The organism is Mesorhizobium sp. B2-3-11 (assembly GCF_006442215.1).
Lineage (GTDB): Bacteria > Pseudomonadota > Alphaproteobacteria > Rhizobiales > Rhizobiaceae > Mesorhizobium > Mesorhizobium salmacidum.
In genome coordinates this window covers 100,904-126,138 of sequence record NZ_VFVS01000006.1, presented here as the reverse complement: position 1 = coordinate 126,138, position 25,235 = coordinate 100,904, and the positions used below count along the sequence as shown (strand labels likewise).

The window sequence follows — 25,235 nt, the reverse complement described above, 5'->3', positions numbered from 1 at the left end:
CCCTTGTCGCCTGCGGCGATTGTTGTCGAGCGGCCCGGATATGCCCGCTACCGCTCCTCGATAATCCGCAAATACGCCGCCGTTACGAACAGGACGATCAGCCCGAACAATATCCGCCTCGCACCTTCCGGCATTTGCAAGATGGTGAGCAGCGTGGTCAGCACGGTGAGGATCAGCGCGCCGATGATGGTGCCGGTGTAACCGCCGCGGCCGCCGAAGATCGAGGTGCCGCCGATGACGGCCGCCGCCACCGAAGGCAGCACCAGCGGCTCGGCGAGCGAGAGCGAAGGGGCCTTGATCAGGCCGATATAGAGCAGGCCGGTGATGCCGGCGAGCATGCTGGAGGAGATGTAGAGCGCTGTTATGACCTGCCAGTACTGGACGCCGGAGAGGCGGGTCGCGCGCTCATTGTCGCCGACGGCGTAGAGCAGGCGGCCGAAACCGGTGCGGGCGAGCGTGAAGACGATGAGGGCGGCCAGCGGCACGAACAGCAGCAGGGCGTTGGGGAAGGCAAAGCCGAGTACGGGGGTGACGCCGGTACCCAGCCAGGCGAGAAAGTCGGGGATCTTGGCGCCGGACGCGATCACCGTGCGCTGATAGACCTGCAGGCAGCCGGTGCCGATCAGGCTGGTGCCCAGCGTCATGATCAGCGGGTGGACGCGGAACACGCCGACGCCGATGCCGTTGACGAGGCCGATCAGCACCGCCGGCAGCATCGCCAGCAGGAAAGCCACCGCCGGGTCCTGGTTGATGACTTGCGTCGCCATGATGAAGGCGCTCATCGTCGCCACCGTGCCGACCGAAAGGTCGATGCCGCCGGTCAGCATGGTCATGGTCTGGCAGCCGGCGAGGATCGCCAGCGGTATGGCGAATTTGATGGTGTTGGCGATCCAGCGCTCGTTGACGATGCCGGGGCGCAGGATCTGCAGGATCACCACCAGGATGACCAGCAGGATGATCAGCGGGATGAGGGGCCGGTCGGCCATGAAACGCTTCAGGCGGCGGCCGAAGGGAACGGGCGTGATCGCGGTGGTGCTCATGGCGCGGCTCCTGCTCGCGATGGGGTGGTGTTCTGCGAGGGTAGTGCCCTACGGCGCCCCCATCTGGCCTGCCGGCCATCTCCCCCTCTAGCGGGGAGATTGGATGTCATGACGGCTTTCGCCAATAGTCGGCGTTGCAAGAATGAGCGAGGCGCCAAAGCTGCCAATCTCCCCCCGTGAGTGGGAGATGTCCGGCAGGACAGAGGGGGGCGCCGTAGAGCGCTGCGCGTCAAATCATGTCCACTCATCATTGCCGCCCCCTCATCGTTATAAACGCGCCGAACATCACCACGGCGACCATGATCAGGCCTTCGATGATGGCGGTGACGTTGGGGTCGATGGCGAGCAAGGTGAGATCGGTGCGCACCAGGCGCAGCACGAAGACGGCAACGATGGGGCCGAGCAGGCCGCCCTTGCCGCCGCCGAGCGCCACGCCGCCCAGCACGACCGCGGCGACGCTGGCGAGCAGATAGGGGCCGGGGATGGGCGCGCCGATGCCGGTGCTCATGGTCAGCGCCAGCCCGCCCATGGCCGCGAACAGGCCCGACAATGCGTAGGCGATGACCCTGGTGCGGGCGACAGGCACGCCGCTGCGGAACGCCGCAAGTTCGCTCGAGCCGATGGCATAGATGGAAAGGCCGAGGCGCGAGCGCCGGAGCGGGATCCAGATCACGCAGAGGCAGACGACCAGCACCAGCAGCGCCTTGGGCAGCCAGGCATCGATGGTATCAGGCAGGCCCGGTATCGGCACGGTGCCCGAGATCAGCGCCTTCAGCCATTCGGCGGCCGCGCCGCCCGGCGCGCCGAGCACCAGAAGGGCGGCGCCCTGCAGCACGAACAGCATGGCGAGCGTAACGACAATGTCGGGCACGCGAGTGACGACGATGAGCAGGCCGTTGAGCGCGCCCAGCACAAAACCCATGGCGAGCACGAAGGGCACCACGAACAGGGCGTATTCCTCCGAGGCGCCGTTCATCATCGAGGCGGCGGTGACGCTGGTCAGCGCCATCATGGCGGCGACCGAGAGGTCGATGCCGCCGGCGATGACGACAACGGTCTGCGCGGCGACGGCAAAGGCGTAGGGTAGCACGGCCCGCGCCAGCGAGCCGAAATCGCCGCTGCCATAGCCGGGCTGGATCAGTTTTGTCGCGATGAACAGAACGATCAGCAGGGCAAACAGGCCTGTTACCCAGCCCTGGCGGCGCAGGAAATGGCTCATGGCGTCGCTTCCGGCGCATCGGAGGTGTTGGCGGTGGGATCGGCCAAAATGCCGATATCGGCCTTGGCGCCGCGCGGCAGGCCGTAGGCGGCGCGCATCAGTGCCGGTTCATCCGCTTCCTCGACAGGGAAAATGTCGACGAGGCGGCCGCCGAAGATGACGATGACGCGGTCGCAGACGCGCTGCACCTCTTCGAGTTCGGAGGTGTAGAACAGCACCGACTTGCCATTGCCGGCGAGCTCGCGCAGCAGTTTATAGATCTCCTGCTTGGTGCCGACATCGATGCCGCGTGTCGGGTCGAAGCACAGGATGGTGCGGGCATCCGCCGCGATCCAGCGGGCGATGGTCACCTTCTGCTGGTTGCCGCCGGAGAGGCGTTGCACCTCGCCCTGAGCGCGAGTATCGATCTGCAGGCGCTGGATGGCGCTCGCCACCGTGGCGCGCTCCTTGCGCATGGCAATCGGTCCCCAGTTGCGCAGGGCGGCGCTGAAGGGGAGCGCAATGTTCTCGCGCACCGAGCGCTGCATGGCGAGCGCCTCGGACCGGTCGCCCGGTACATAGGCGATCCCCGATCGGATGGCGTCGATCGGGTGGGCGAATTTCACTGGGCTGCCGTCGACCTCGATCGTGCCGCCCGACGGCTTGATCGAACCGGCAAGAGCGGCGAACAGCTCGTCCTGGCCCTGGCCTTCCAGCGCCACCACGCCGGCGACCTCGCCATCCCCGAGGTCGAAGGAGACGTCGCTGAGCTTGGTGCCGACGCGCAGGTTGCGTATGGCGATGCGCGGGCGGGCAGGGGGGCTGGCCTTCTCGCTGGCGCTGCGGCCGACGACATGGGTCTTGACGATGCGGCTGCCGAGCATCAGCTCGACAATCTTTTCTTCCACGCCCGGTTCAATGTCGACGACGCCGACGGTTGCGCCGTCGCGCAGCACCGTGGCGCGGTCGCATAGTGCGGCGATTTCGACGAAGCGGTGCGAAATGAAGATCACGGCGCGGCCGGCGTCGCCCTGGCGGCGCACCACCTCCAGCACTTTTTCGGCAAGGTTGGCGGGCAGTGCCGCCGTCATCTCGTCGAGCAGCAGCACGTCGGGCTCGACGGCCAGCGCACGGGCAAGGTCGAGCACGCGCAGTACGGCCAGCGGAATGTCACGCGCGGTGTCGCGCAGGTCGAGGTCAGGAATGCCGAGCTCGCGCACCCAGGCGCGGAACGGCTCGACCGGCGTGCCGGTCAGCCGCAGATTGGACAGCACGTCGAGATCGGGGATCAGCGACGGCTCCTGGTAGACAGGCAAAAGCCCGGCGCGCCGCGCGGCGGCGGGCGAGCGTATGTCGCGCGCCTCGCCACGGATCAGGATGCGGCCCGCATTGGCTGATATGGCGCCGGTCAGGATCTTCACCAGCGTCGACTTGCCGGCGCCATTGGCGCCCATCAAGGCGTGCACCTCGCCCGGCAGGACGGAGAGCGACGCGTTACGCAAGGCGGCAACCGCGCCGTAATTCTTGGCGACGCCCGTGGCGTCGAGGAGGAGATTGGACAAATCGTGTGGTTCTCGGTGAAGCTGTTCAGATGTTTGAAGGAGCTCAATTGCTTTTGACAGGTTGGCACTCTACGAGGCCCCCCTCTGTCCTGCAGGACAGAGGGGGGCGACGTAGAACGCCGACCTTCGCATGACGAGGAGGCGACCCGCCGTCCTCGTCACGTAATTCAAACCGCCGCTTACTCCCCCGGGCCCTTGCAGGCCACGATCTGGTCCTTGGTGTAAGTCGTCCAGTCCGGGATCGAGATCGAGACCGGCCATTCCGGGCTGAGCGACGGGTCGGCGGCGGCCTTCAGCTTGGCCTTGCCTTCGTCGGTGGCGTTGTCCCACAGCTGCGGGTCGACCAGCACGGTCTGCTGGGCTGGCTTCTTGCCGTCGAGGATCTGCAGGGCGAGCGTTACACCCGCACCGCCGATCGAGCCGGGGTTGGTGACGGCAGCGCCGACGAGGCCCTTGACCGAGCTCAGCTGGCCGACGAAGCCGGCATTGTCGGCGCCGACGACGGGCACCAGCGGCGCCTGCGATTCGACCAGCGCGTCGACGATGACGTTGTCGATGCCCGACGTCCACACGCCGTTGAACGGCGTGCCGGTGGCCAGGAACGACAGCATCTGCTGCTTGGCCTGGTCCTGCTGCCAGCCGGTGAAGACTTCCTGCGCGACCTTCACGTCGGGGAATTCGGCCAGCGCCTTCTTGAACCCTTTGTCGCGATCGCTATCGGCGGACGCACCGGCTGCACCGCGCATATAAAACACCTCGCCCTTGCCGCCCATCTGTCCGAACAGCCATTTGGCGCCGAGATAGGCATATTGTTCCTGGTTGTTGGAAATGATGTAGGCCGACGGTTCGGTGACCGCCTGGTCGACGGCGACGACGACGATGCCGGCCTTGGTGGCTTCTTCCAGGCCGGCCTTGATGCCGGCCGGATCGGCGGGGTTGACGACGATGGCGTCGACCTTGGCGCTGATCAGGTTGCGGATGTCCTCGAGCTGGCCGGCGGCATCGGTGTTGCGGTGGGCGATGTTGAGCTTGGTCACTTCGCCGGAGGCGAGCGCCTGCGCCTTCATGGCGCACACCATCTCTTCGCGCCAGCCATTGCCCTGCACGGTGTTGGAAATGCCGATCGTGTATTTGCCGGCGGCGGACGACACACCCACCGAGGCCAGCAGGGCCGCGCTGGCAAGCAGCGGGACCATGGTCAGATATTTCTTCATTTCAGTCTTCCTCCACATTTGTTTTTCAGTTCAGTTTTAATCCGTTAAGCCGCGCCACTCACAAACAGAGTCAAGTGGCCCGCCATGGCATCACTTGACGAAGGGACGCAGCACGTCGCGGGCGAGCAGAAAGCCCCGCTTCACCTGATCGTCGCTGCCTTCAAATCGCCTGTCCTCGTGTTCGATGATGACCGATCCGTCATAGCCGGCGCGATAGAGGCCGGAGAAGAAGCCGCTCCAGTCGACATCGCCCAGCCCCGGCATGCGCGGCACCTGCCAGCCTATGCCGGCTGACAAAATTCCGCGCTCGTACAAACCATCATGATCAATCATCAGGTCCTTGGCGTGGACATGCAGCATGTAGGGGCCGAATTCCCTGATGAAGCGGGCCTGGTCGATCATCTGCCAGACCAGGTGCGACGGATCGAAATTCATGCCGACATCGCCGCCCCAGCTCTCCAGGATGCGGCGCCAGACCTGCGGCGAGTAGGCGATGTTGTGCCCGCCCGGCCATTCGTCATAGCTGAAGATCATCGGGCAGTTCTCGAAGGCGAGTTTTACCCCGTGGTCGCGCGCATGGGCGACGATTTCAGGCCAGACTTTCAGCGCGTCCTGCCAGTTGACGTCGACGGTCTTGGACGCATCGCCGCCGCAGAAGGTGTTGACCACTGAGACACCCATGTTTGCGGCCAGCACGATGACCTTTTTGAGGTGGCCGATGACCGCCTCGCGGTGCGCGGTATCGGGATGCAGCGGGTTGGGATAATAGCCGAGGCCGGAGATGGACATGTTCTTTTCCGCCAGCGCGGCGGCAATCTCTTTTGCCTGCGAGGCCGACGTGCCGGCAGCGTCGATGTGGCTGGTGCCGGCATAGCGGCGGGTCGCGCCGGAGGTTTTCGGCCAGCAGGCGATTTCCAAGGCCTCGAAGCCGACCGAGCTTGCCCAGCCGGCGACCTCGCCAAGCGGCGTCTCCGCGAACGGTGCGGTGAGCAGTCCAAGTTTCATCATGCCTCCCCTGACCGCGAACCCGCGATCGATGCCTATAATGCCGATTGTTTGGATCGCTTCAACCTCGCGACCCCGTCTTGTTCGAGACTGTGACGGACTGCCGCCATCGGATCGTCCGACAGCAGTTCGCCAAGCGCCGAAGCCGCGGCCTGCCGGAACGTCTCGTTTGCGGCAAGGTCGGGATCGAAAATCGTGTCGATGGCCAGGATGGCGGAAGCCAGAGCCGGCGCATCGTTGCCCGTCGCGTCGGCTATTGCCGCGACCTTGCCGGCATAGGGATCCGACACCGGCCAGCGTTTGCCGAAGCGGGCCGAGGCTAGGATCAGATAGGCCATCCAGCCGGCGACCGGCACCGACAAAAGGCCGATGCTGGCCCCCTGGTTCAGCCGGTCGCGGATCGGGTTGAGCAGGCGCTGGATGATCTTCTGCGAGCCATCGGTGGCGATCTGGTGGTTGCGGTGGCGGATGGCGGTGTTGCGCAAGCGGCCGAGGCTCTGGTCGACATAAGCCAGCGGCTCCATGCCAGGCACTGGCATCAGCGTCGGCAGCGTTTCCTCGACCAGCATGCGCCTGACGAAGACCGACAGCAGCGGGTCGGCGATGGCATCGAATGTGTGTTCCAGCCCTGCCAGTATGCCGAGCGTGGCGAGCGTCGTCTGCGCGCCGTTCAGCACCCGCATCTTGAGATGCTCGAAGGGCGTGACATCGTCGACGAAAGTCGCGCCGGCCAGATCCCAGCGGGGCACGCGGCCGGCGAACTTTTTCTCGATCACCCATTGCCGGAACGGTTCGCCGACGGCGACGGCGGCATCGCGGTAGCCGAACCACTGTTCGACGCTATCGAGGTCGTCCTGCGTCACCGCCGGCGCTATGCGGTCGACCATGGCTGAAGGGAAGGTGGCGTTGGCGGCGACCCAGTCGGTCAGACCATTGCGGCGCCGCTCGGCAAAGCTCCGCACCACATTTTCCAGGATGACGCCGTTGGTCGGAATGTTGTCGCAGGAGAGCAGTGTCAGCTTCCGGCCATGCGTGGCCCGGCGCATCTCCAGCGCCCGTGTGAGGATGCCGGGCACGCTGCGCGGTGTGTCCGGGTTGGCGAGGTCATGGACGATGTCGGGATGGCCGAGGTCGAGTTCACCGCTCGACGGGATGTGGCAATAGCCTTTTTCCGTCACCGTCATCGTCACCAGTTCGATGTCGGGCGAGGCGAGCGCGGTGAGCGCCGGTGCGGCGCTGTCCTGGCTGTCGATCACCTTCACGATGCTGCCGATGATACGCGCCTCGACATGGTCGTTCTCGCGTATCAGCCTGGTGTAGAGGCCGCGTTGCCGGCCGAGCGTGTCGGCGAGGGTGGGCGGGCGGATGTTGATGCCGACAATGCCCCAGCGGTCGAATTGCAACGACAAGAGGTCGTCGGTGTATTCGGCTTGATGGCAGCGGTGGAAGGCGCCGACGCCAAGATGCGCCATGCCGGGTGACAGCGACGCCCGGTCATAGGCCGGTGTCTGGACAATGGCCGGAAGCCGGCCAAGCAAGGCCGGTCCGAGCGTTTCCAGCGATGCCGAAGCGGCGTTCACCGGTTCGCCCCGATCACCGACTGCTCCTGGTCGATCACCGCACCGGTCATCGGCCCGGCCGCGTCGGAAAGCAGGAATACGGCGAGGTTGGCGATATCGTCCGGCTTGAGTAGCCGGCCAAAGGGCTGCGCGGCATTGGCGGCGTCGAGCCAGCCCGGGCTGTTGCCCAGCGTCTCGGCCTGCATGATGCGTTCGGCCGGGGTGTCGGTCCAGCCGACATTGATGCCGTTGACGCGGATGCGGTCGAAGCGGTGGGCGTTGGCGACATTCTTAGTCAGCGTCGCCAGCGCGCCCTTGGTGGCGGAATAGACGGCAAGCTCCGGCGAGCCGCAATGGGCGTTGATCGACAGGATGTTGACGATCGCCCCGCTTTGGCCGCGCTTCTTCATGTCGGCGATCGCCGCCTGCATCAGGAAGAAGGGTGCGCGCGCATTGACCGCGAACAGCGCCGCCCAGTCGTCCAACGACGCGTCGAGAAAGGAGGCGCGGTCGGTCAGACCGGCGGCGTTGACCAGGCCGTCGATGCGGCCGAAGTGGTCGATGCAGGCCTGCGCCAGAGCGGCGGGGGTTGCCGGATCCTCCAGGTCGGCGGCGACGAAGAGCGTCGGCGTACCCAATCGCGAAAGCTCCGCCGCCACGGCATTGCCGCGCTTGCTGTCGCGCCCCGTGATCAGCAGGCCAGCAGCGCCGGAACGCGCCAGCGTCTCGGCAATGGCGCGGCCGATGCCTTGCGTCGACCCGGTGACCAATATCACCTTGCCGTCGAGCCTGGTCTCCATTCCTCCTCCCGGAACAAAGTTTCTATTTTTTGAAATATGGAACGATAATTCCCGGTAGTCAATTGTGCCAGCAGCGCCTCATGTGCCGCGGCGCGCGGCGACGCCTTGGACCAGCGCCATGCCGACCGCCAGCGATGCCGCCAGCGAGCGGAAACCGGCGAAGTCGGATTCCACCACCTCCAGCCAGCTGTCCGAGAGCCGGATCAGCGGCGAGAAGGTGCTGTCGGTGATGGTGACGATGCGGGCGCCGCGTTCGTGCGCCACCGCCACCAGGTCCGGCGTGATCGAATTGTAGGGGCTGAAGGACACCGCCAGCACCGCATCCTGCCTGCCGATGCAGCCGACCTGGTCGAGCGCGGTGGAGCCGACATTGTCGACCAGCACATTGCGTACGCCTTGCTGCGAAAGCGTCAACGACAGGTAGGTGGTGACGGAGAAGGCGCGCTTGGAGCCGATGACGTAGATCAGGTCCGCTTGTGCCAGCGTTCCCACCATCTTCTCGAAGCTTTCGACATCGAAGCCGCTTTCGATGCGGCCGAGCGAGGCCTGCGAGGCGCCGACCATGCCGTGCAGGAAATGCAGGGCAGCGTTTGGCTCGGTCTCGGCGCGCTGCTCGCCGCGTCCTTCCGGCCAGGATCCCTTGATGTGGTCCTTGAACAGACCCTGGAAATCGGAAAAGCCGGAATAACCGAAGATCTGGGCAAAGCGCACAAGCGTCGAGGGCTGCACGCCGGCCTGCGCCGCCACCTGGGCGATGGTGCCGAACGCCACCTCGCTCGGATGCTGCCACAGGAAGATCGCCACCTGGCGCAGGCGCTTGGGAAAATGCACCGTGCCGGAAGACAGCACGGCGCGCAGCTCCTCATAGTTTCGCGGCTGTATATAGCCAAGCGCCGCCAGGGAACGCCCGCGCTTGCGCGTCGCGGCTTCCTCGGCACTCGATCGTCCGGATGGTTTTCTCGCCCCGCTCATGAATTCAGGCTAGCGCGATACGATCGTTTTACAATATGGAAATTGGAAATCCTGTTCGAAGCGATGTCTTGGAGAGGGATGTAAACGGTTCAAAGTGGGCGCTCTACGAGGCCCCCCTCTGTCCTGCCGGACATCTCCCCTCAAGGGGTCCTCAAGGGGGGAGATCGGACGTCGCCTATGCTTTCGCCAACCATGAGCGTTGCAGGAAGGGCGCCGCGATCAACGCTGCAAATCTCGGGGAGATGTCCGGCGGGACAGAGGGGGGGCGCCGTAGAACTCGACGGATAGCCAGGAGGAGAAAACATGGTCTACGCAACATCGGATGGATCGACGCGCCAGCGTCTGCGGGTCGGCATGGTCGGCGGCGGCCGCAATGCCTTTATCGGCGCGGTGCACCGGCTGGCCATGCGCCTCGACGACCAGATCGCGCTGGTTGCCGGAGCGCTGTCGTCCGACCCGGACAATGCCGCCGCCTCGGCCGCCGAGATCGGCATCGCGCCGGAGCGCAGCTATGCCGATTACCGCGCCATGGCCAAGGCAGAGGCCGCCCGGCCGGACGGCATCGAGGCGGTCGTCATCGTCACGCCCAACCATCTGCACGCGCCGATCGCCACCGCCTTTCTCGAAGCCGGCATCGACGTGATCTGCGACAAGCCGCTGTCGACGACGCTCGGTGACGCCGAAGCCCTGGTGGCGCTGGCGCGCGCGAAAAAGCGCCGCTTCGTCGTCACGCTCAACAACACCGGCTACGCCATGGTGCGCCAGGCGCGCGAAATGGTGATGGCGGGCGAGCTTGGCCGGATCGTATCGGTGCATGGCGCCTATATCCAGGACTGGCTGACCAAGCCGATCGACGCCGACGGCCAGAAGCAGGCGGAGTGGCGCACCGATCCGGCAAGGGCAGGGCAGTCGGCGGTGCTCGCCGATATCGGCGTGCACGCCTTCAACCTGGCAAGCTTCATTTCCGGCCGCGAGGCCGAGACGGTGTCGGCCGACCTGTTCACCGCGGTGCCCGGACGCCGGCTCGACGACAATGCCCATGTGCTGGTGCACTGGACCGACGGCGCGCGCGGCACGATTCTCGCCAGCCAGACATCGCCCGGCCATTACAACGACCTCTCCGTGCGCATCTATGGCGACAAAGCCGGGCTCGAATGGTCGGGCGCGCGGCCGGAGGAACTGCGCTTTTCCGTCCATGGCGAGGAAACCCGCACGCTGGTGCGCGGCGGCCATGGCTCGACGGCTGAATCCCGCCGCGTGTCGCGCATGCCGGCGGCACACCCGGAGGGCTATATCGAGGCCTTCGCCAATTTCTACCGCGACGCCGCCGACATCATCCGCGCCCACCGCTCGGGAGGCGCGGTCGATCCGGCGCGCGCGGCGCAGGTGCCCGACGTGATCGATGGCGCGCGCGGCGTGAAGTTCGTCGCCGCCGCGGTGGAGTCGAACGCGGCCGGCGGGGCGTGGACGGCGGCACGGTTCGGGTGAGGTCACTCCAAGCCTAGGACTTGGAACGGAATTAGCCGGCGACGGACAACCGACGAGATCGAACGAATCTTCTCAGTCCGTCGGAATCCAAGGGCTGCCCGAAGGCATAGCCTTGCAGAATGTCGCAGCCAAGCGCTTTAAGCAGACGGGCGTGCTCCATCGTCTCCACACCCTCCGCTATGATCTCGATGCCGAGAGATTTGCCGATTTCGATGATCGAAGACACGACTTGCCTCTGCTGGGGCGAATTCACAATTGGATCGACCAACTGGCGGTCTATCTTCAGGCGGCGAGGTTGCAGTTTGAGCAGACTGACGATTGAGGCGTAGCCGGTGCCGAAATCGTCGATTTCGATGTCGATGCCGAGTTGCTTGATCTGCTCGACGTTCCATGTGACCAGGTCATCGTTGTCGTCGAGGAAGATGGATTCGACGAGCTCAAAGGAGAACGTTCCCTTCCTGATGTTGAGATCTCGCAAACCCGCTATGAGTTGCTCATCGTGAAGGCGCCGTGCCGAAACGTTGACTGACATGCGCGGAACGCCAATCTTCTGCGCGGACCATGCTTCGAAATCCAAAAGCGATTGCTGGAGGATTTTCTGGTCTATTATCGAGACGACGTTCAGTTCTTCAGCGGTCTTCAGGAAAACGTCGGGTGTTAGAATGCCCTTCTCAGGGTGATTCCATCGCGCCAGCGCTTCAACTCCCACGATCTCCCGCGTCCTGGCGCTAAATTGAGGCTGGTAGAATACGATAAATTGATTTCGTTCGAGGCCGGCGAGAATTTCGTCGGCAATTCTCTTCGTGTTGACGATTTCGCTTTGCAATTCGCCGCTGAAGAATTCATGCCGGTTGCGGCCACGTCTCTTGGCCCGGTAGAGGGCGATATCGGCATTTACCAGCAGCTGTCTGGTATCGGCGCTCGTACCATCGTCGATTGCAATTCCGACGCTGACGCCAAAACGGCACTGGTGACCGTGGTAATAAACGGGCCTGCGCATCTCTTCGATAATGCGGTCCGCGAGCGCGGCCGCCTGGGCATCGTCATCGTCTATCGTGCAGAGCACGATGAATTCGTCTCCTCCAACCCGAGCGACGAAACCTCGATCGCCGACGTTGGACTTGAGAACGGATGCCGCATGCACCAGCATCGCGTCGCCCGCTGCGTGACCGAGCGTATCGTTGATGTGCTTGAAGCGGTCCAAATCGACGTGAAGCAGTGCGGCATGGCCGCCATTCAGCCTGGCCTTTGCCGCGTAATCATACAGTACCTGGTCCAGGTAGCGCCGATTGGGCAAATCCGTCAGCGCATCGTGCATGGCGACATGTTCCGTGCGCGCCTTGGCAACTTCGAGTTCCCCATTTTTCGACTCGGCCAGCTGTTTTGCGCGAACCAGATCGGTGTTCAGCATTACATCGGATGTCACGTCCCATTCGGCCCCCACCATTCGTGGCGAATTGTTCGCGGTCTCGTAAAACATCGCCCTGGACCGGACATGGCGAATTTCGCCGTCTGGACGAACAACCCGGTATTCCGATGAATATATGCCTCGCCCGGTCACGGCACTTTCGAAGTCTGTAAGCGCCTGAGGCAGATCGTCGGGATGAATGGCCCCGGCCCAGTCGGAATATCCGCGCGGTCCGCCATCAGCCTCCCTGCCATATATCTCGTTGACGCGGTCGTCCCAAGCAAGATGGTTGGTTTGGAGGTCGTGTTCCCAAACGCCAATGGCCGAGGCCTCCAGGGCAAGTTCCAGCCGTCGCGACAGCCGATTCAGTTCCCAGTAGTTTCGCTGCCTTTCATTGATCAAGCGGCCCGCCGCCAGGAAGGGAATCAAAATCAGCGCCGCTGCTGCCGCCATGAGCGCCCGGAGCCGCCAGGCGTTGGCGGGCGTGGCGGGCCAACCGCCCTTGGGAATCGCAGCGATCTGCCAGGAGCCCGATGGAAAAAGAACGTCGGCGGTCACAGGATCGCTTTTGACAACCTGTTCGTCACCAAAGAACCGCATCCCTTTAGTGCCAAGGGCGTCATTGCCGATGAGGGCTATGTCGATCCCGAGCTCCTTGTCGAGAAGACCGCTTGCCTGGTAGAGGCGCTGCACGTCGACGACTGCGGAAACGATGCCCCAGAACCGTTCGGTGTTGCCCGCGCTTTTAACGAACACCGGAAATCGGCCGATGAAGGCCTGCCCTCCCTGCGCCAGATCGACCGGGCCGGCAAGAATGAGCTTGCGCTCGTCACGCGCACGCAACGCCGCCGCACGCTGCTGGTCGTTATTGCGGTAATCGAGGCCGATAGCCTTCTCGTTGCCGGCCATCGGGTACATCAAGGAAATGACCAGGTCGGGCGCGCCGGCAATGTTGCGAAGCTGGGACTCTTCGTTGAACAGTCTGCTGGCAAGCTCAGTGAAACGTTGCTGTCCCATGTAGGGTTCGGTCGTGACTGCCGCGACCAGTCCTCGCGCCAGCTGAAGGTTGCCGTTGATGTTCCCTTCGAGCTTGGCGCGAACGACATTAACCTTGGCCAGGACGTCCGCGCGGGCGACCTGATCCGAAACGATCTTGTTTTGGTGGTCGGCGAGCGCCGCGCAAACGGCGATAACCACAACCGCGATCGCCACCGGAATCCTTGCCGGTGAAAAGACGCCCGCCTTAACGCGGGCGATCATACTGGCGAAAAAAGCCAATAAAGCGATGTTCCCTGTGCTTCTCAGGCCCTCTGGTCGAGCCTCATCAAGGGAATATTAGTTCGCAACAACTTAATTTTGACCTTCACAATCTTTAAAAATTTTCCGCCTTCGGAAGCTGCTGCGTGGAGAACGCACACCAGAACCTGCCAAATACGAAACTAGTGGCTGTCGAGCTTCTTCTTGACGATCCGATACGTCCCGACGCCGCGCTTGGTTGCCCCGATTGAATAGGCCATCGGAATCTTGGGAGCGTTTTCGGGAAGGCCGTACATATCCTTGCCGGCCCTTACCGCGAATGAAAAGTGCTGCCAGGAAACAGTGTCGTGCTCATTGAGGAAATCAAGCGTCAGGCCCGCAGCGATCAAGGCGTTCACCACGTCGCTGATCGGATGAATCCATTCATAATAGCTGGGATGCTTCAAGGTGCGCTCATCGCCGGTGTAGGTTCGCTTCTCGTTCCAGGCGAGCGGTCGCGCTACAGGCGTTCGCCAATCGTCCGTCAATTCGAGCGCAGCAGCCTTGCGATTGCACTGGAACATCAAGGGATGGCCTTCGGCCATATAGAGCCGGCCGCCGGGACGCAGAAGATCGGCAACCACCCGGGCCCAACGGAAGACATCATCAAGCCAGTTCACCGATCCCCAGGTAACGTAGACGATGTCATAGGTCCGGTCGAGCGCTTCGACAGCCTCGTATAGTGGCGCTTCCACGAAGCGAACGTCGCTGCCCGCCTTGGAGGCGAAAACTCGCGCCGCGGCTATCGCCCTTGGTGAAAAGTCCAGGCCGGTCACACTGCCCGCGCCGAGATTCCTGAGGCTGATCGTGTCGAGCCCGATGTGGCACTGCAGATGGACGATGTCCTTGCCGAAGAAGTCACCGATCTCGCGCGTTTCCAGCTCATAGAGGTTGGATCCACCAGCCAGCACATTCTCGATACGATAGCTGCCGGTTCTGTCGGTCGCGTGCAGTTCGGCCCGATCGTCCCAATTCAGGAGGTTCGTATCCATGAACGGTTCCAAACTGTCCCCCGATCTCAGCCGCGGCATGGTAAACAGCTGGTTAACGCAGATTGCAGTGGGCGGGCGTGCACGTCAATCCCAGCGCCTTGCGATGTGTCGCAACTGGCAGGGTAGCTGGCGCGGTCATCGCAGATGCGGTGCCCGGTGCCACTTCCGCCGGTACGTATCGCGCATGCCGATGGCGCACGGGGACGGGCGACGAAGTTTGAGGACGACAGCCAATCTCCCGCTCCTAGGGGTGGTTGACAGCTTATCGCGACCGCATCAGGCCGCCCCTAACTGCCCTGCCAGATCCGTCAGCATCGGGCGCTGGCCCTTCAGGATCTTCACCTCGGCTTCGGCCAACGTGAACCAACCGGCTCTGTCGACCTCCGGGAATTCCTTCATCCTTCCGGATCGGGGCGGCCATTCCATGGTGAAGGTGTTGCTCTTCATAGTGGCCACATCGATGTCGGCCTCGACGGACCAGGCCATGACGATCTTGCCACCCGGTTGCCGGTAGTCGCCAAGGCGCGCGAAGAGGCCTTCGACCTTTATACCGAGCTCTTCCTCGGCCTCGCGTCGTGCCGCCGCCAGTTCGTCCTCACCCTCGTCGACAAGGCCCTTCGGGATCGACCAGGCGCCATCGTCCTTCTTCGCCCAGAACGGGCCGCCGGGATGGACCAGCAGCACCTGGATGTCACCACCACCGCGGCGATGGATCAGCAGGCCCGCGCTGCGTTTTGCCATGTTTGCACGTCCGTTTGCGGCACTGGTGCGAAGCCGGACGATCCTGCGTTGATCATTGCCGACCTTGCACCGGGAAATTGCGACGCTATGTCAGGCGCATCTGCATTGCACCTCATGCGCGAGTCCGGCAATCTGATAACATCGTTTTTGGGGCGGCGTCGAAAGTCAGGTGAGGCGTCTGAATGCAGCTGGGTCTGATCGGCTACTACAGCGACTTCGTGGTCTATCCCCTGGTGATCGCCATATTGGGCGTGGCCGGGCTGATCGAGGCCGGAGAGGAAAGCGCGCCGGATTGGATCGGCACGGCGCTGATCTGCCTTGGCCTTTGGACGCTGATCGAATACGTCCTGCACCGGTTCGTGCTGCATCACGTCCCCTGGATCCGGGACCTGCACGACCGCCACCATGTCGAGGAGCGCAGCCCGGTGGGCACGCCCACCTGGCTCAGCCTTGGCGTCCATGCGCTGGTGGCGTTCCTGCCTGTCTGGATGGTCTCGGATTTCGCGACCGCCAGCGCGGTGAGCTGCGGGTTGATGCTGGGCTACCTCTGGTATATCAGCGTCCACCACATGATCCATCACTGGCATCCGGCCCATGCGAGCTATCTCTATACGCTCAAGCGCCGCCACGCGGTGCACCACCATATCGACGATAACGCCAATTTCGGCGTGACGTCGATATTCTGGGACCGGATTTTCGGCACCGCGCGGCTTTGACGTGGGTCTTTCGACAGGCCACCAACATCATTTGTGGTCCGGGCGGTCGAGCGATGAAATCTAGGCCGAGCGATCCGGCCAGAATAACCAGATGAGCGCGGCGGCCATCAGAATCCAAATTCCGACAATGAATGCGAGACCGCCGCGGCTGGTCGGCCTGGATCGGCGAATGGCCTCCGCGCGAAACTCCGCCATCAGATCGGCGGGGATCAACTTCACCGCAAGCAGGATCCCAAGTGGTACGATGATCAGGTCGTCCAAATATCCGAGTACGGGAATGAAATCGGGTATCAGATCGATAGGACTGAGCGCGTAGGCGGCGACCGCGCCGGCGGCAACTTTGGCGTACCAGGGAACGCGAGGATCGCGGGCGGCCAGCCACAGGGCTACCACATCGCGCTTGACGGCCCTCGCCCATTGCTTTGCCTTATCAAGGATAGTCACACGGCAACTCTCTTTTTGTAGGACCCCAAACCGTAAGGCGTCTCCGCTCCTTACAGCATGTCGCGGCGAATAGGATTCGCCCGACCTGCCACAAGATTCTGATTTTATGCTTGTCGTTATCCCGGAACCGAGGACACTTCCGGGTGACATGCATTGCTTCGATCATTGCAAGGATGTCCGCGATCCGCAAACTGAGCCGCCACCCAATTTCGGGTAGTGGGTCAGTTTGAAAATTCAGACGCTCGCGGAGCCTCAGACTTCAGTCCCATGGAATTGACTCGTTTCTGACTTTTTTCTGGGTGTATCTTTTCCATGTCGTCCGCCCGAGTAGAGCCAAGCGGACGGGTGGGGGCGGCTATCGTGCTTTCGCCCTATGAGGGAGGCAGGCATGTTGCCATACGGAGTGGCGGATTCCGCCGATCTGGAAGCTCTTGCGAACGTTTTCAACGACTACTGCGCCAAGCATCGAATTGTCAGAGAGGACGAGCGCGAACAGGTCGCGATCAAGATCATGTGCCTTTTCAAGCGTGGCATCATTGACCCTGACCGGTTATCGGCGGGACTTGAAAGGGTAGGCTAGACTAGGCAGCACTCGCCTTACTGGGCGTCCGGCCGGCAAATCCTGTGTCACCTCGCTGACCCACTACCCAATTTCGCGTCTTCTTGACAGGCCGTCCCTGCCGGATGTTACGCTGCTTGGGCTTGGGGAGTTGCCGTGAAGAAGACATATCAAAGCCGGTGCTGGTGAAGCGCGAATTGCTGTCGGCCGTGACCGCCGCCGCGCCAGCTGGTTCCGGACCCGGAAGGTAGCGGCGAGGGGCTGAGGCTCCTTCGCTCACAGTTCCTTTTCAGCCAACTCCCTGAATTCGTCGGGCACCAAGCGAGCCGCTTCCAGTGCCACCGTGCCGTAGCCGACCGCCTGTTTGCCGAAGCGCTCGCGGATCTTGTCGATGGCGCGGTCGGCGCCGAAGCGCGCCAGGCCTTTTTGGCTGCCCGGGCGGCGCTTCTCGTCGGCGAGGCCGAGCGGCAGGTCGAGCTGCAGTTCGGTGCTTTCCTCCAGGTGTGACACCGAGATCGCCAGCAGCGAGATGGTCTCCCGTGGATGATCGGCGAGCACGCCGCGCACCAGGTCGCCGGCGATCTCGGACAGCATGGCGGTCGCCGAGATCGGCTGCTCCAGCGTGATCGAGCGGGTGACAGCGCTGAGATCGGCGAAGCGCACGCGCACCGTCACCGTGCGGCCGGGGCGGTTCCTGGCGCGCAGCCGGCTGGCGACGCGGTCGGCCAGATGCAGCAGTGTCGGCACGATCACCCGCGCCACGGCCGGTTTTTGCCCGAGCGCCGACTGCGCGCCGGCCGAGTGCGCCCGGCGCTTCGTCTCCAGCTTGCGGGGATCGCGGTTCCAGGACAGGGCCGCGAGCTTTTCGCCGGCGGCGGGGCCGAGCAGCCGCGTCAGTGCGCCGCTGTGCGTCCGGGCCAGCTCGCCGATGGTCTCGACGCCAATCTCGGCCAGCCGCGCCCTGGTTGCCGGCCCGACGCCCCACATCAGCGCGACCGGCAAATCGTGCAGGAAGGCAAGTTCGGTGCCGGGATCGACCACCACCAGCCCGTCGGGCTTGGCAACCTGCGAGGCGATCTTGGCCAAATGCTTGGTGCGCGCCACGCCGATCGAGATCGGCAGGCCGAGTTCGGCGCGCACCCGGCGGCGGATCACGGTCGCGATCTCCCTGGGAGAGCCGAACAGGTGTGTGCAGCCGGCGACATCGGCGAAGGCCTCGTCGATGGAGATGCGCTCGACCACCGGCGTGAAATCGTCGAGCACCTTGATCGCCGCGTCGCCCAGCCGCTGGTAGTGGCTGAAATTGCCGCCGACGAAGATCAATTGCGGGCAAAGCTCGCGCGCCTTGCGCCCCGGCATGCCGCCGCGCACGCCAAAAGCGCGCGCTTCGTAAGAGGCGGCGAGCACAACACCACCACCGACCGCGATCGGCTTGCCACGCAATGTCGGGTCGAGCAACTGCTCGACCGAGGCATAGAAGGCGTCGAGATCGGCATGCAGGATGGTGGCCGTTGTTTCCATCCTGTTCCGCTCATCCGCGATTGCTGATAGATAGGAACCTATAGTGAACAAACAGAGATCGTTGTCAATTGGGTCTTTGGTGCATGGTGCCCTTTGAGGGTAACCGAGGCGCGTAAAGCTCCTCCTTTTTCCACAGGGGAGAAGGGAGGCAGCGCCACTTCCTAGACAATATGCTCCGCCCGCAGCGCTGCCTTCATCCGTTCCAGCGCCGGCTCGCCCCCGGCCGCCAGTTCTTCTGCGATACGGGCGAGCTTGTCGTCGGCCTTGCGGTGCCTGCTGCCCCACGCGCCAAGCGTGGCCAGCACCGGCAAGAGGTCGATGCCGGCCTCGGTCAGCCGGTAGATCGCCTTCAGCCCGTGGCTGGGATCGTCGCTGCGGGTGAGGATGCCTTCATCCTGCAGCGTCTGCAGCCGCTCGGCCAACGTGCGCGAGGAGATGCCTTCATCGGATTGCAGGAACTCGCGAAAATGCTTTTTGCCGGCGAAGACCAGGTCGCGGATGATGAGCAGCGTCCAGCGGTCGCCGAGCAGTTCCAGAGACAGGTTGATCGGGCAGCCGGATCTTTCACGCGTCGACATCTCTATGGTTCCATTTTTAAATCACTTTACTATTGACATCGTTCTTTCCGTCAGTCAAATGCTTTCAAAAGTAAATCGTTAGATCGCAACTTGGCCAGCAGGAGGACGTCATGAGCCAGGCCGTCGGGAAAATCAGCACGCCAAGAACCGTCGTGGTCATCGGGGCCACCAACGAGGTTGGCAAGGCGGTCGCCCAGGTCCTGACCGGGCGGGGACATATTGTGCGCGGCGTGGCGCGCGGCCTGGGTGTCGCGCTTGACGATAGCGACGCGCTCGCCTCCGCCTTTTCCGGTGCCGACAGCGCCTATGTAATGATTCCGTTCGACGTCACGGCGCCGGATCTTCATCGCTTCGAAGATGAAGTCGGCGCGCGGCTGGCGGCGGCGATCGCGAAGTCAGGCGTGCGCCGCGTCGTGCTGCTCAGCGGCCTCAACGCCCATCTCAGGATGGGAACTTCGCTCGGCGCCGTCTTGATGGAGGAACGGCTGGCGGCGCTCGGCCTCGACGAACTGGTGTTTTTGCGCGCTTCGTTCTTCATGGAGAACTTCGCCAAGGGCATGGGCTTTGTCCAGCAGGCCGCTTCCGGCATCTTCATGACGCCGTTTCGGGGCGATCTGCCGATCCCTTTGATTGCCGCCAGCGATGTCGGCCAGCGCGCCGCCGCCCTGCTGGACGCCACGCGTTTTCCAAGCGAGCGGATCATCGAATTGCATGGCGGCGGCTATTATACGTTCGAGCAGGCCACCGCGATCCTGGGCAGCGCGATGGGGAGGCAGGTCACTTACAAGGCGGCTCCATTCACCGAGGCGCGCGCCGGGATGATCGCCAACGGCCTGTCACCGAGCTTTGCCGATGCGCTCGGCGAAACTGCGGCGAGTTTCAACAAGGGCGAACGATGGGCGCTTGAAGCACCGTCAATCCGCAACGCCACGCCGACCACTTTCGAGAGTTGGGCACAAGCCTTTGCCCGTTCGCAAAGCGCGGCGTGATCCTTCCTGCCTGGAATCCGGAAACGAGGAGAACCCGATGAAAAAGCTGATTCTTCAGATGCAAATGTCGGTCGACGGTTTCGTCGGCGGCGATGCCGACCATCCCTGGCAACTCTGGGGATGGGGCGACGTCATCGGCTGGGACGAGGAGTTGAAGCGTGACTTCAACGCCGTGTTTGCCGGCATCGACACCATCCTGCTCAGCCGCAAGATGGCCGAGGAAGGTTACCTCACCCATTGGGGCCGTGCGGCGAGGAAATATCCGGCCGATCCGTTCCATGCCTTCGCCCAGCGCATCGTCGACGCGCGCAAGGTGGTGCCGAGCGACAGGCTCGAAGCCTCGCGTTGGGAGCGCACGACAGTGGTGAGCGGCGACCTGCCGCGAGAGGTCAACGCGCTGAAGGCGGGCGACGGCGGCGACATGGCCGTCTTCGGCGGCGCCGGCTTTGCGGCGGCGCTGATCGCGGCCGGGCTGGTCGACGAGTTCCAGCTGTTCGTCAATCCTGCCGTGCTGGGCGCCGGCCGTCGCATCTTCGACCAAGGTGGGTTCCGGAACCTGCGGCTGCTCGGCTCGAAGGCCTATGCCTGCGGCATGGTGGTCAGCCGCTACGCGCCGGCAGGCTGATCGGCGCACAGGCCTCGCGCCGACAAAAAGGACGTTTGGCCGGAATCCTTTGCCCGCTTCTCTTCGTCTTCAAGGTGCGGTCGTCGCAAGGGCGGCCCCATCAATCTGAATGGAGAGACAGACCATGATCCTGGTGACAGGCGCCACCGGCCTGAACGGCAAGGCAATCGTGCGCGAATTCGCGCGGCAGAAGCATCAAGTGAGGGCGCTGGTTCGCGATCTGGACCGGGCATCGGCGGCGGGGCTCGGCGGACTTGCCGGCATCGACCTGATCGAGGGCGATATGCGCCGGGCGGACACGCTTGGTGCCGCACTTAATGGCATCGATCGCGTGCTGATGATTTCGACCGCGGCCGACGACATGGTCGAGACGCAGTGTCGTTTCATCGACGCCTGCGGGCAGGCCGGCGTCGCGCATGTGGTGAAGTTTTCCGGCGCCGAATCCAACATCGGCTACGACGCGACGAAGTTCCGTTTCACGCGCATGCATGAGGAAATCGAGCGCTATCTCGAAGCGGCCGGGATGGCGTGGACCCACCTTCGCCCCAGCCAGTTCATGCAGGTCTATTTGCGCGACGCGCCGACCATCGCCACCGAAGGCACCTTCTATCTGGCGCTTGGCGACACCGAACTGTCGCCGGTCGATGTCGAGGATATCGCCAAGGTCGCCGTCCGGCTGCTGTGCGACGGTGGCCACGAAGGAGAGAGCCTCGACATGACCGGACCCGAGGCGCTGACGATGAGCGACATCGCGGCGCGGATATCGCAGGCGATCGGCAAGCCGGTCCGCTACGTCGATATCAGCCCGCGGGAGCGCCGGCGCAATCTGCTGGCCGCCGGTGTCCCCGCCGACTTCGCCGACGCACTGGACGAGCAATTGGCGGAGCGGCTTCGCCGGCCGAAATCGCGTGTGCATCTGGCGACGCATGAGATGTTCGGCGTGCGGCCGACGCCGTTCGTCGAATTCGCCCGGCGGTATGCCGCAATGTTTGGAGGCTGAGTGCGTCCGCAAAAAAGCACCCACCGTCACGTATCCTTTTTGTCTGCCCGTACGTCTCTGCCTTCCGAAGGTCGCGTCTTCCGCGATCCGCAACCCGAGGAGAATATCATGGCGAGCATCGAGAGCGAGGCAAACAGGAACCATTACGCTGTTATGGCGGCCAATGCGGGCAAGCTGACCAGCCCGCAGGCGATCATCGACCACAACGATATCCACTGGACGGCGCTGACCGGCGAGCCGCGCGGCGTCGACTATATCGAGATCGATGCCGGCGGCGTGCCGGCGATGTGGATCGTGCCGAAAGGCGCCGACGAGCAGCGGGTGCTGCTTCATGCGCATGGCGGCGGCTTCATCGGCGGCTCGATCTACACCCACCGCAAGCTGGTCGGCCATCTCGCCAAGGCCGTCGGCTGCCGGGCGCTGCTCTACGACTATCCGCTGGCGCATCAAGCCAAGCATCCGGCCCAGCTCGAGGCCGCGATATCGGCCTGGAACTGGCTCGTCGACCAGGGCTTCGACCCCGGGCGGATCGTGATCGCCGGCGACTCCTGCGGCGCGGTGCTGACCTATGGCGTCCTGCAGCGGCTGCGTGCGCAGGGGCGGCCGCTGCCCGTCGCCACGCTGATCATCTCCGGCTGGTTCGACATGGCGCTGACCGCCGCCAGCTATCAGACCAACCGCGAAAAAGATCCGGCCTTCGCCAAGGAAGCCGTCGACTGGCTGGCGGCCAATTTCATCAGCGATGCCGATCGGCGCGATCCCGAGGTCAGCCCGCTCTACGCCGATCTCTCCGGCTTTCCACCCGTCTTCCTGCAGGCCGGCGCCGACGAGACGCTGGTCGACGAAAGCCGCATGTTCGCCGAGCGGGCAAGGCAGGCGGGGGTCGAGACTCGGCTCGACGTGTTCGACGGCATGCTGCACTCCTTCCAGATGATGGCCGGGCGGGCGCCGGAGGCCAACGAGGCCATTGCCCGCTTCGCCGCCTGGGTACGGCCGAGACTGGGGCTGCCGGCTGCCGGTGAGAAGACCCGCGAAAAGGCGGCGTGAGCATGCGACGGCTGATCGTGTCGAGTTTCGTCTCGCTGGACGGCGTCATCGAGGGGCCCATGACATGGGCCTCGCCGTTCTTCGTCGGAGAGAATGTGGACCACGCCTTGCAGGCGCTTTCGAACGTCGAGTTCTTCCTGCTTGGCCGCGCCACCTACGAGATGTTCTTCGCGCGCTGGCCCGGGATCAAGGGTCCCTACATGGACCGCATCAACGGCCTGAAGAAGCTGGTCGCCTCGACGACGCTGAAGACGGTGTCGTGGAATGCCACGCTCATCAACGGCGACGTCGCCGAGGCGCTCGCGGCGCTGAAACGCCAGCCGGGCGGCGACATCCTGAAATATGGCGTGTCGCAGCTCGACCGCACCTTGCTTTCCGCGGGGCTGGTGGACGAGTATCATCTGTCGATCGTGCCGACATGGGTGGGGCACGGCAAGCGCGCCTTCGACGATGTTGGTTCCATCAACCTCGATCTTGTCGGCACGCATCGTTTCGACAATGGTGTGGTGACCCTGATCTATGTGCCGCGATGAACCAGCAAATCCGCAAATCCCTCGACACGACGCAAGGCATGCGGGCCTGGCCTGAGCCCGACCGCGTGTTCGACCTGCGATATGCCGCGTTCCTGGACACGGTTTCGCATCTGCGCGCCAGGCTGCATCGCTATTGCGCGCGCATGACCGGCTCGGCGCTGGATGGCGAGGACATCATGCAGGAGGCGCTGTTCGAGGCCTATCGCAAGATCGAGCTGCTCGACGACGCGCAGGCGCTGCGGCCGTGGCTTTTCCGCATCGCGCACAACCGCTGCATCGACTTCATCCGCAATCGCCGCACGCGGCACGCGGCCGAAGCCTTCTATGCCGGCGACGACATCGTGCTGCCGGTCGAGCCGGCCGGTCCGGGGGCCGGCCGCGCCATCGAGCGGCTGGTCGTGCATCTGCCACCGAAGGAGCGCGCCTGCGTGCTGCTCAAGGATGTCTTCGACCATTCGCTGGAGGAGATCGCCGACCTCGTCGGTTCGACATCGGGCGGCGTCAAGTCGGCGCTCAATCGCGGCCGCGCCAAGCTCGCCGCCCTGCCAGCGCAACCGGTCGCGGCGCCGCCACACGATCCTGAACTGGAGCGGCTGCTCGACCGCTATGTCGCGCTCTTCAATGCCAGGGACTGGGACGGCGTGCGCGCGCTGACCAGCGCCGACGCACGCCTCCAGGTGTCGGACTGCTACAGCGGCTTGCTCTCGGCTTCGCCCTATTTCGTCGAATATGAGCGCAGCGAACTGCCCTGGCGCATGCGGCCAGGCGCGTTCGAAGGGGAGATCGTGCTGGTCGTCGACAGGCAATATGGCGAGGTCTGGCGGCAGGGATATCTGGTGCGGATCGGCGCCACGGGCGGGGTAATCGACAGCATCAGCGACTACTATGCCTGCCCGTGGATCCTGGAGATGGCAAACGCGGAGGGGTAATGGATCTATCCTGGTCTCCTCGCCGGTATCGTTTCCCTGCCTACTTCACCGAGTTCGGTGGTCGCTGAAGCCGTGCTGTTACTTGGCGAGGAAATCCGTGATCAGCTTGACCGTGGCGTCGGGGTTTTCTTCCATGATCCAGTGGCCGGAGGCCGGCACAATCCCGCCCGTCACATTGGTCGCCACAAGCCGGAGAACATCGCCTGAGTCGTACCGGCCGACTTTTCCCCGCCAACCGCGAGGACCGGCATGGTCAGCTTGCCGCCCGTGGTGAGCATCGCCTGATTGTCGATCGCATCCTGGTCGAATGCCTTGAACTGCTCGAAGGCGTCGTGCATGGCATGCGGCCGGGCGTAGAGCTTGGCGTAGTGGGCGCGCGTCGCCTCGTCGATCTTCTTGGGATCGGCCGACAGCTCATTGTAGAAGCGGTCGAGATAGATGCGCTCGCGGCCCGCGACCAGCCGTTCCATGTCGGGGCCGCGGAAGTTGAAGTGCCACAGAAGTGGGCTTTGCTTGATCTTCTCCCAGTCGCCAATACCGGGCAACGGCGCGTCGATCACCACCCATTTGGTGATGCGCTTCGGATACTGGGCGACAAGCGCGTAGCCGACCATATTGCCGATGTCGTGCGTCACCAGATCGGCCTTGTCGATCTTCAGCGCGTCCATCACGCCGGCGATGTCGACGGCCTGGTTCTTCTTGGTGTAGCCATCGTCGGGGTGCGCCGAAAGGCCCATGCCGCGCAGGTCCGGCACGATCACCGTGTGGTCTTTCATCAACTTTATCGCTGCCGCTCCCCACATGTCTCCCGTATCCGCAAAACCGTGCAGTAGCACGACCGCAGGGCCCTTTCCGCCGACGCGGACATGCAGGCTGGTGCCGTTGGTCTCTATCGTCCGCGCCTTGAAACCGGCAGGAAAGGGGACCACGCGAGCCGATGCTGGAACACTCATTGCCAACAGACCAAGGACGATGACCAAACGACGAAACATACTGTACTCCCGACGAGATTTTGTTTG

General features: G+C 63.8%; 23 protein-coding genes and 1 pseudogene. 9 read left to right on the top strand and 15 right to left on the bottom strand.

The features are described from left to right. Nucleotides 1-47 precede the first annotated feature (47 nt). The 8 genes from FJ960_RS10825 to FJ960_RS10785 form a co-directional block, all read right to left on the bottom strand. A complete protein-coding gene (locus FJ960_RS10825) occupies nucleotides 48-1,040 on the bottom strand; it encodes an ABC transporter permease (protein ID WP_140713795.1) in 993 nt (330 codons plus the stop codon). A 247-nt stretch (nucleotides 1,041-1,287) separates the two neighbouring features. Further along, complete coding sequence (locus FJ960_RS10815) at nucleotides 1,288-2,259, bottom strand: ABC transporter permease (RefSeq protein WP_140713794.1); 972 nt, start codon at nucleotides 2,257-2,259, stop codon at nucleotides 1,288-1,290. Next, complete coding sequence (locus FJ960_RS10810; RefSeq protein WP_140713793.1) at nucleotides 2,256-3,800, bottom strand: sugar ABC transporter ATP-binding protein; 1,545 nt, start codon at nucleotides 3,798-3,800, stop codon at nucleotides 2,256-2,258. The genes FJ960_RS10815 and FJ960_RS10810 overlap by 4 nt, the downstream gene beginning before the upstream one ends. Before the next feature lie 179 nt (nucleotides 3,801-3,979). Next, nucleotides 3,980-5,014 (bottom strand): ABC transporter substrate-binding protein, encoded by a 1,035-nt coding sequence (locus FJ960_RS10805; RefSeq protein WP_027141426.1) that lies wholly within the window; start codon nucleotides 5,012-5,014, stop codon nucleotides 3,980-3,982. A 90-nt stretch (nucleotides 5,015-5,104) separates the two neighbouring features. Continuing rightward, nucleotides 5,105-6,019 carry a sugar phosphate isomerase/epimerase gene (locus FJ960_RS10800; RefSeq protein WP_140713792.1) on the bottom strand — a complete coding sequence of 305 codons (915 nt, stop codon included), beginning with the start codon at nucleotides 6,017-6,019 and terminating at the stop codon, nucleotides 5,105-5,107. A gap of 35 nt (nucleotides 6,020-6,054) precedes the next feature. Beyond that, nucleotides 6,055-7,599 carry a mannitol dehydrogenase family protein gene (locus FJ960_RS10795; protein WP_140713791.1) on the bottom strand — a complete coding sequence of 515 codons (1,545 nt, stop codon included), beginning with the start codon at nucleotides 7,597-7,599 and terminating at the stop codon, nucleotides 6,055-6,057. Beyond that, nucleotides 7,596-8,378 carry an SDR family oxidoreductase gene (locus FJ960_RS10790; RefSeq protein ID WP_140713790.1) on the bottom strand — a complete coding sequence of 261 codons (783 nt, stop codon included), beginning with the start codon at nucleotides 8,376-8,378 and terminating at the stop codon, nucleotides 7,596-7,598. The genes FJ960_RS10795 and FJ960_RS10790 overlap by 4 nt, the downstream gene beginning before the upstream one ends. Before the next feature lie 78 nt (nucleotides 8,379-8,456). Next, nucleotides 8,457-9,350, bottom strand: a complete 894-nt coding sequence (locus FJ960_RS10785; RefSeq protein ID WP_140713789.1) for a MurR/RpiR family transcriptional regulator — start codon at nucleotides 9,348-9,350, stop codon at nucleotides 8,457-8,459. A gap of 303 nt (nucleotides 9,351-9,653) precedes the next feature. Between FJ960_RS10785 and FJ960_RS10780 the strand changes: the two genes are divergently transcribed. After that, nucleotides 9,654-10,838, top strand: coding sequence for a Gfo/Idh/MocA family oxidoreductase (locus FJ960_RS10780; protein ID WP_140713788.1), 1,185 nt, complete (start codon nucleotides 9,654-9,656; stop codon nucleotides 10,836-10,838). 31 nt (nucleotides 10,839-10,869) lie between these two features. Here the strand turns inward: FJ960_RS10780 and FJ960_RS10775 are convergent, their stop codons facing one another. The 3 genes from FJ960_RS10775 to FJ960_RS10765 form a co-directional block, all read right to left on the bottom strand. Continuing rightward, complete coding sequence (locus FJ960_RS10775; protein ID WP_181174208.1) at nucleotides 10,870-13,506, bottom strand: EAL domain-containing protein; 2,637 nt, start codon at nucleotides 13,504-13,506, stop codon at nucleotides 10,870-10,872. Nucleotides 13,507-13,685: 179 nt separating this feature from the next. Continuing rightward, nucleotides 13,686-14,534 (bottom strand): class I SAM-dependent methyltransferase, encoded by an 849-nt coding sequence (locus FJ960_RS10770; RefSeq protein ID WP_246672707.1) that lies wholly within the window; start codon nucleotides 14,532-14,534, stop codon nucleotides 13,686-13,688. Nucleotides 14,535-14,810: 276 nt separating this feature from the next. After that, nucleotides 14,811-15,275: an NUDIX domain-containing protein gene (locus FJ960_RS10765; RefSeq protein WP_140713785.1), complete on the bottom strand. Its 465-nt coding sequence runs from the start codon at nucleotides 15,273-15,275 to the stop codon at nucleotides 14,811-14,813. A gap of 182 nt (nucleotides 15,276-15,457) precedes the next feature. On the opposite strand from FJ960_RS10765, the gene FJ960_RS10760 reads away from it, so the two are divergent. After that, nucleotides 15,458-15,991 (top strand): sterol desaturase family protein, encoded by a 534-nt coding sequence (locus FJ960_RS10760; RefSeq protein ID WP_027141435.1) that lies wholly within the window; start codon nucleotides 15,458-15,460, stop codon nucleotides 15,989-15,991. 60 nt (nucleotides 15,992-16,051) lie between these two features. On the opposite strand, the gene FJ960_RS10755 is transcribed toward FJ960_RS10760, so the two are convergent. Continuing rightward, a complete protein-coding gene (locus FJ960_RS10755; RefSeq protein ID WP_140713783.1) occupies nucleotides 16,052-16,435 on the bottom strand; it encodes a YkvA family protein in 384 nt (127 codons plus the stop codon). Between the two features lie 388 nt (nucleotides 16,436-16,823). Between FJ960_RS10755 and FJ960_RS10750 the strand changes: the two genes are divergently transcribed. Continuing rightward, nucleotides 16,824-17,015: a hypothetical protein gene (locus FJ960_RS10750; RefSeq protein WP_140509509.1), complete on the top strand. Its 192-nt coding sequence runs from the start codon at nucleotides 16,824-16,826 to the stop codon at nucleotides 17,013-17,015. Nucleotides 17,016-17,270: 255 nt separating this feature from the next. Here the strand turns inward: FJ960_RS10750 and dinB are convergent, their stop codons facing one another. Together dinB and FJ960_RS10740 are read right to left on the bottom strand one after the other, a co-directional pair. Next, entirely contained in the window at nucleotides 17,271-18,515 is a 1,245-nt protein-coding gene (gene dinB / locus FJ960_RS10745) for a DNA polymerase IV (RefSeq protein WP_140713781.1), read from the bottom strand. Nucleotides 18,516-18,676: 161 nt separating this feature from the next. Beyond that, complete coding sequence (locus FJ960_RS10740) at nucleotides 18,677-19,093, bottom strand: helix-turn-helix domain-containing protein (protein ID WP_140509513.1); 417 nt, start codon at nucleotides 19,091-19,093, stop codon at nucleotides 18,677-18,679. 110 nt (nucleotides 19,094-19,203) lie between these two features. Between FJ960_RS10740 and FJ960_RS10735 the strand changes: the two genes are divergently transcribed. From FJ960_RS10735 to FJ960_RS10710, 6 genes are all read left to right on the top strand, one after another. Next, nucleotides 19,204-20,082, top strand: coding sequence for an NmrA family NAD(P)-binding protein (locus FJ960_RS10735; RefSeq protein ID WP_140509515.1), 879 nt, complete (start codon nucleotides 19,204-19,206; stop codon nucleotides 20,080-20,082). Between the two features lie 37 nt (nucleotides 20,083-20,119). Next, complete coding sequence (locus FJ960_RS10730) at nucleotides 20,120-20,707, top strand: dihydrofolate reductase family protein (RefSeq protein ID WP_140713779.1); 588 nt, start codon at nucleotides 20,120-20,122, stop codon at nucleotides 20,705-20,707. A 124-nt stretch (nucleotides 20,708-20,831) separates the two neighbouring features. After that, nucleotides 20,832-21,707, top strand: coding sequence for an SDR family oxidoreductase (locus tag FJ960_RS10725; protein ID WP_140713777.1), 876 nt, complete (start codon nucleotides 20,832-20,834; stop codon nucleotides 21,705-21,707). 108 nt (nucleotides 21,708-21,815) lie between these two features. Next, complete coding sequence (locus FJ960_RS10720) at nucleotides 21,816-22,754, top strand: alpha/beta hydrolase (RefSeq protein WP_140713775.1); 939 nt, start codon at nucleotides 21,816-21,818, stop codon at nucleotides 22,752-22,754. A gap of 2 nt (nucleotides 22,755-22,756) precedes the next feature. After that, nucleotides 22,757-23,287: a dihydrofolate reductase family protein gene (locus FJ960_RS10715; RefSeq protein WP_140713773.1), complete on the top strand. Its 531-nt coding sequence runs from the start codon at nucleotides 22,757-22,759 to the stop codon at nucleotides 23,285-23,287. Continuing rightward, nucleotides 23,284-24,216 (top strand): sigma-70 family RNA polymerase sigma factor, encoded by a 933-nt coding sequence (locus tag FJ960_RS10710; protein WP_140713771.1) that lies wholly within the window; start codon nucleotides 23,284-23,286, stop codon nucleotides 24,214-24,216. The genes FJ960_RS10715 and FJ960_RS10710 overlap by 4 nt, the downstream gene beginning before the upstream one ends. Before the next feature lie 78 nt (nucleotides 24,217-24,294). Here FJ960_RS10710 and FJ960_RS10705 read toward each other — a convergent pair. Then, nucleotides 24,295-25,208, bottom strand: a pseudogene (locus FJ960_RS10705) (alpha/beta hydrolase). Nucleotides 25,209-25,235: the final 27 nt, after the last annotated feature.

Bases quoted from the DNA above. Each gene is read 5' to 3' on its own strand.
- FJ960_RS10825 (WP_140713795.1), bottom strand. From the start codon at position 1,040: ATGAGCACCACCGCGATCACGCCCGTTCCCTTCGGCCGCCGCCTGAAG.
- FJ960_RS10815 (WP_140713794.1), bottom strand. From the start codon at position 2,259: ATGAGCCATTTCCTGCGCCGCCAGGGCTGGGTAACAGGCCTGTTTGCC.
- FJ960_RS10805 (WP_027141426.1), bottom strand. From the start codon at position 5,014: ATGAAGAAATATCTGACCATGGTCCCGCTGCTTGCCAGCGCGGCCCTG.
- FJ960_RS10800 (WP_140713792.1), bottom strand. From the start codon at position 6,019: ATGAAACTTGGACTGCTCACCGCACCGTTCGCGGAGACGCCGCTTGGC.
- FJ960_RS10790 (WP_140713790.1), bottom strand. From the start codon at position 8,378: ATGGAGACCAGGCTCGACGGCAAGGTGATATTGGTCACCGGGTCGACG.
- FJ960_RS10785 (WP_140713789.1), bottom strand. From the start codon at position 9,350: ATGAGCGGGGCGAGAAAACCATCCGGACGATCGAGTGCCGAGGAAGCC.
- FJ960_RS10780 (WP_140713788.1), top strand. From the start codon at position 9,654: ATGGTCTACGCAACATCGGATGGATCGACGCGCCAGCGTCTGCGGGTC.
- FJ960_RS10775 (WP_181174208.1), bottom strand. From the start codon at position 13,506: ATGATCGCCCGCGTTAAGGCGGGCGTCTTTTCACCGGCAAGGATTCCG.
- FJ960_RS10770 (WP_246672707.1), bottom strand. From the start codon at position 14,534: ATGGATACGAACCTCCTGAATTGGGACGATCGGGCCGAACTGCACGCG.
- FJ960_RS10765 (WP_140713785.1), bottom strand. From the start codon at position 15,275: ATGGCAAAACGCAGCGCGGGCCTGCTGATCCATCGCCGCGGTGGTGGT.
- FJ960_RS10760 (WP_027141435.1), top strand. From the start codon at position 15,458: ATGCAGCTGGGTCTGATCGGCTACTACAGCGACTTCGTGGTCTATCCC.
- FJ960_RS10750 (WP_140509509.1), top strand. From the start codon at position 16,824: ATGTTGCCATACGGAGTGGCGGATTCCGCCGATCTGGAAGCTCTTGCG.
- dinB (WP_140713781.1), bottom strand. From the start codon at position 18,515: ATGGAAACAACGGCCACCATCCTGCATGCCGATCTCGACGCCTTCTAT.
- FJ960_RS10740 (WP_140509513.1), bottom strand. From the start codon at position 19,093: ATGTCGACGCGTGAAAGATCCGGCTGCCCGATCAACCTGTCTCTGGAA.
- FJ960_RS10735 (WP_140509515.1), top strand. From the start codon at position 19,204: ATGAGCCAGGCCGTCGGGAAAATCAGCACGCCAAGAACCGTCGTGGTC.
- FJ960_RS10730 (WP_140713779.1), top strand. From the start codon at position 20,120: ATGAAAAAGCTGATTCTTCAGATGCAAATGTCGGTCGACGGTTTCGTC.
- FJ960_RS10725 (WP_140713777.1), top strand. From the start codon at position 20,832: ATGATCCTGGTGACAGGCGCCACCGGCCTGAACGGCAAGGCAATCGTG.
- FJ960_RS10720 (WP_140713775.1), top strand. From the start codon at position 21,816: ATGGCGAGCATCGAGAGCGAGGCAAACAGGAACCATTACGCTGTTATG.
- FJ960_RS10715 (WP_140713773.1), top strand. From the start codon at position 22,757: ATGCGACGGCTGATCGTGTCGAGTTTCGTCTCGCTGGACGGCGTCATC.
- FJ960_RS10710 (WP_140713771.1), top strand. From the start codon at position 23,284: ATGAACCAGCAAATCCGCAAATCCCTCGACACGACGCAAGGCATGCGG.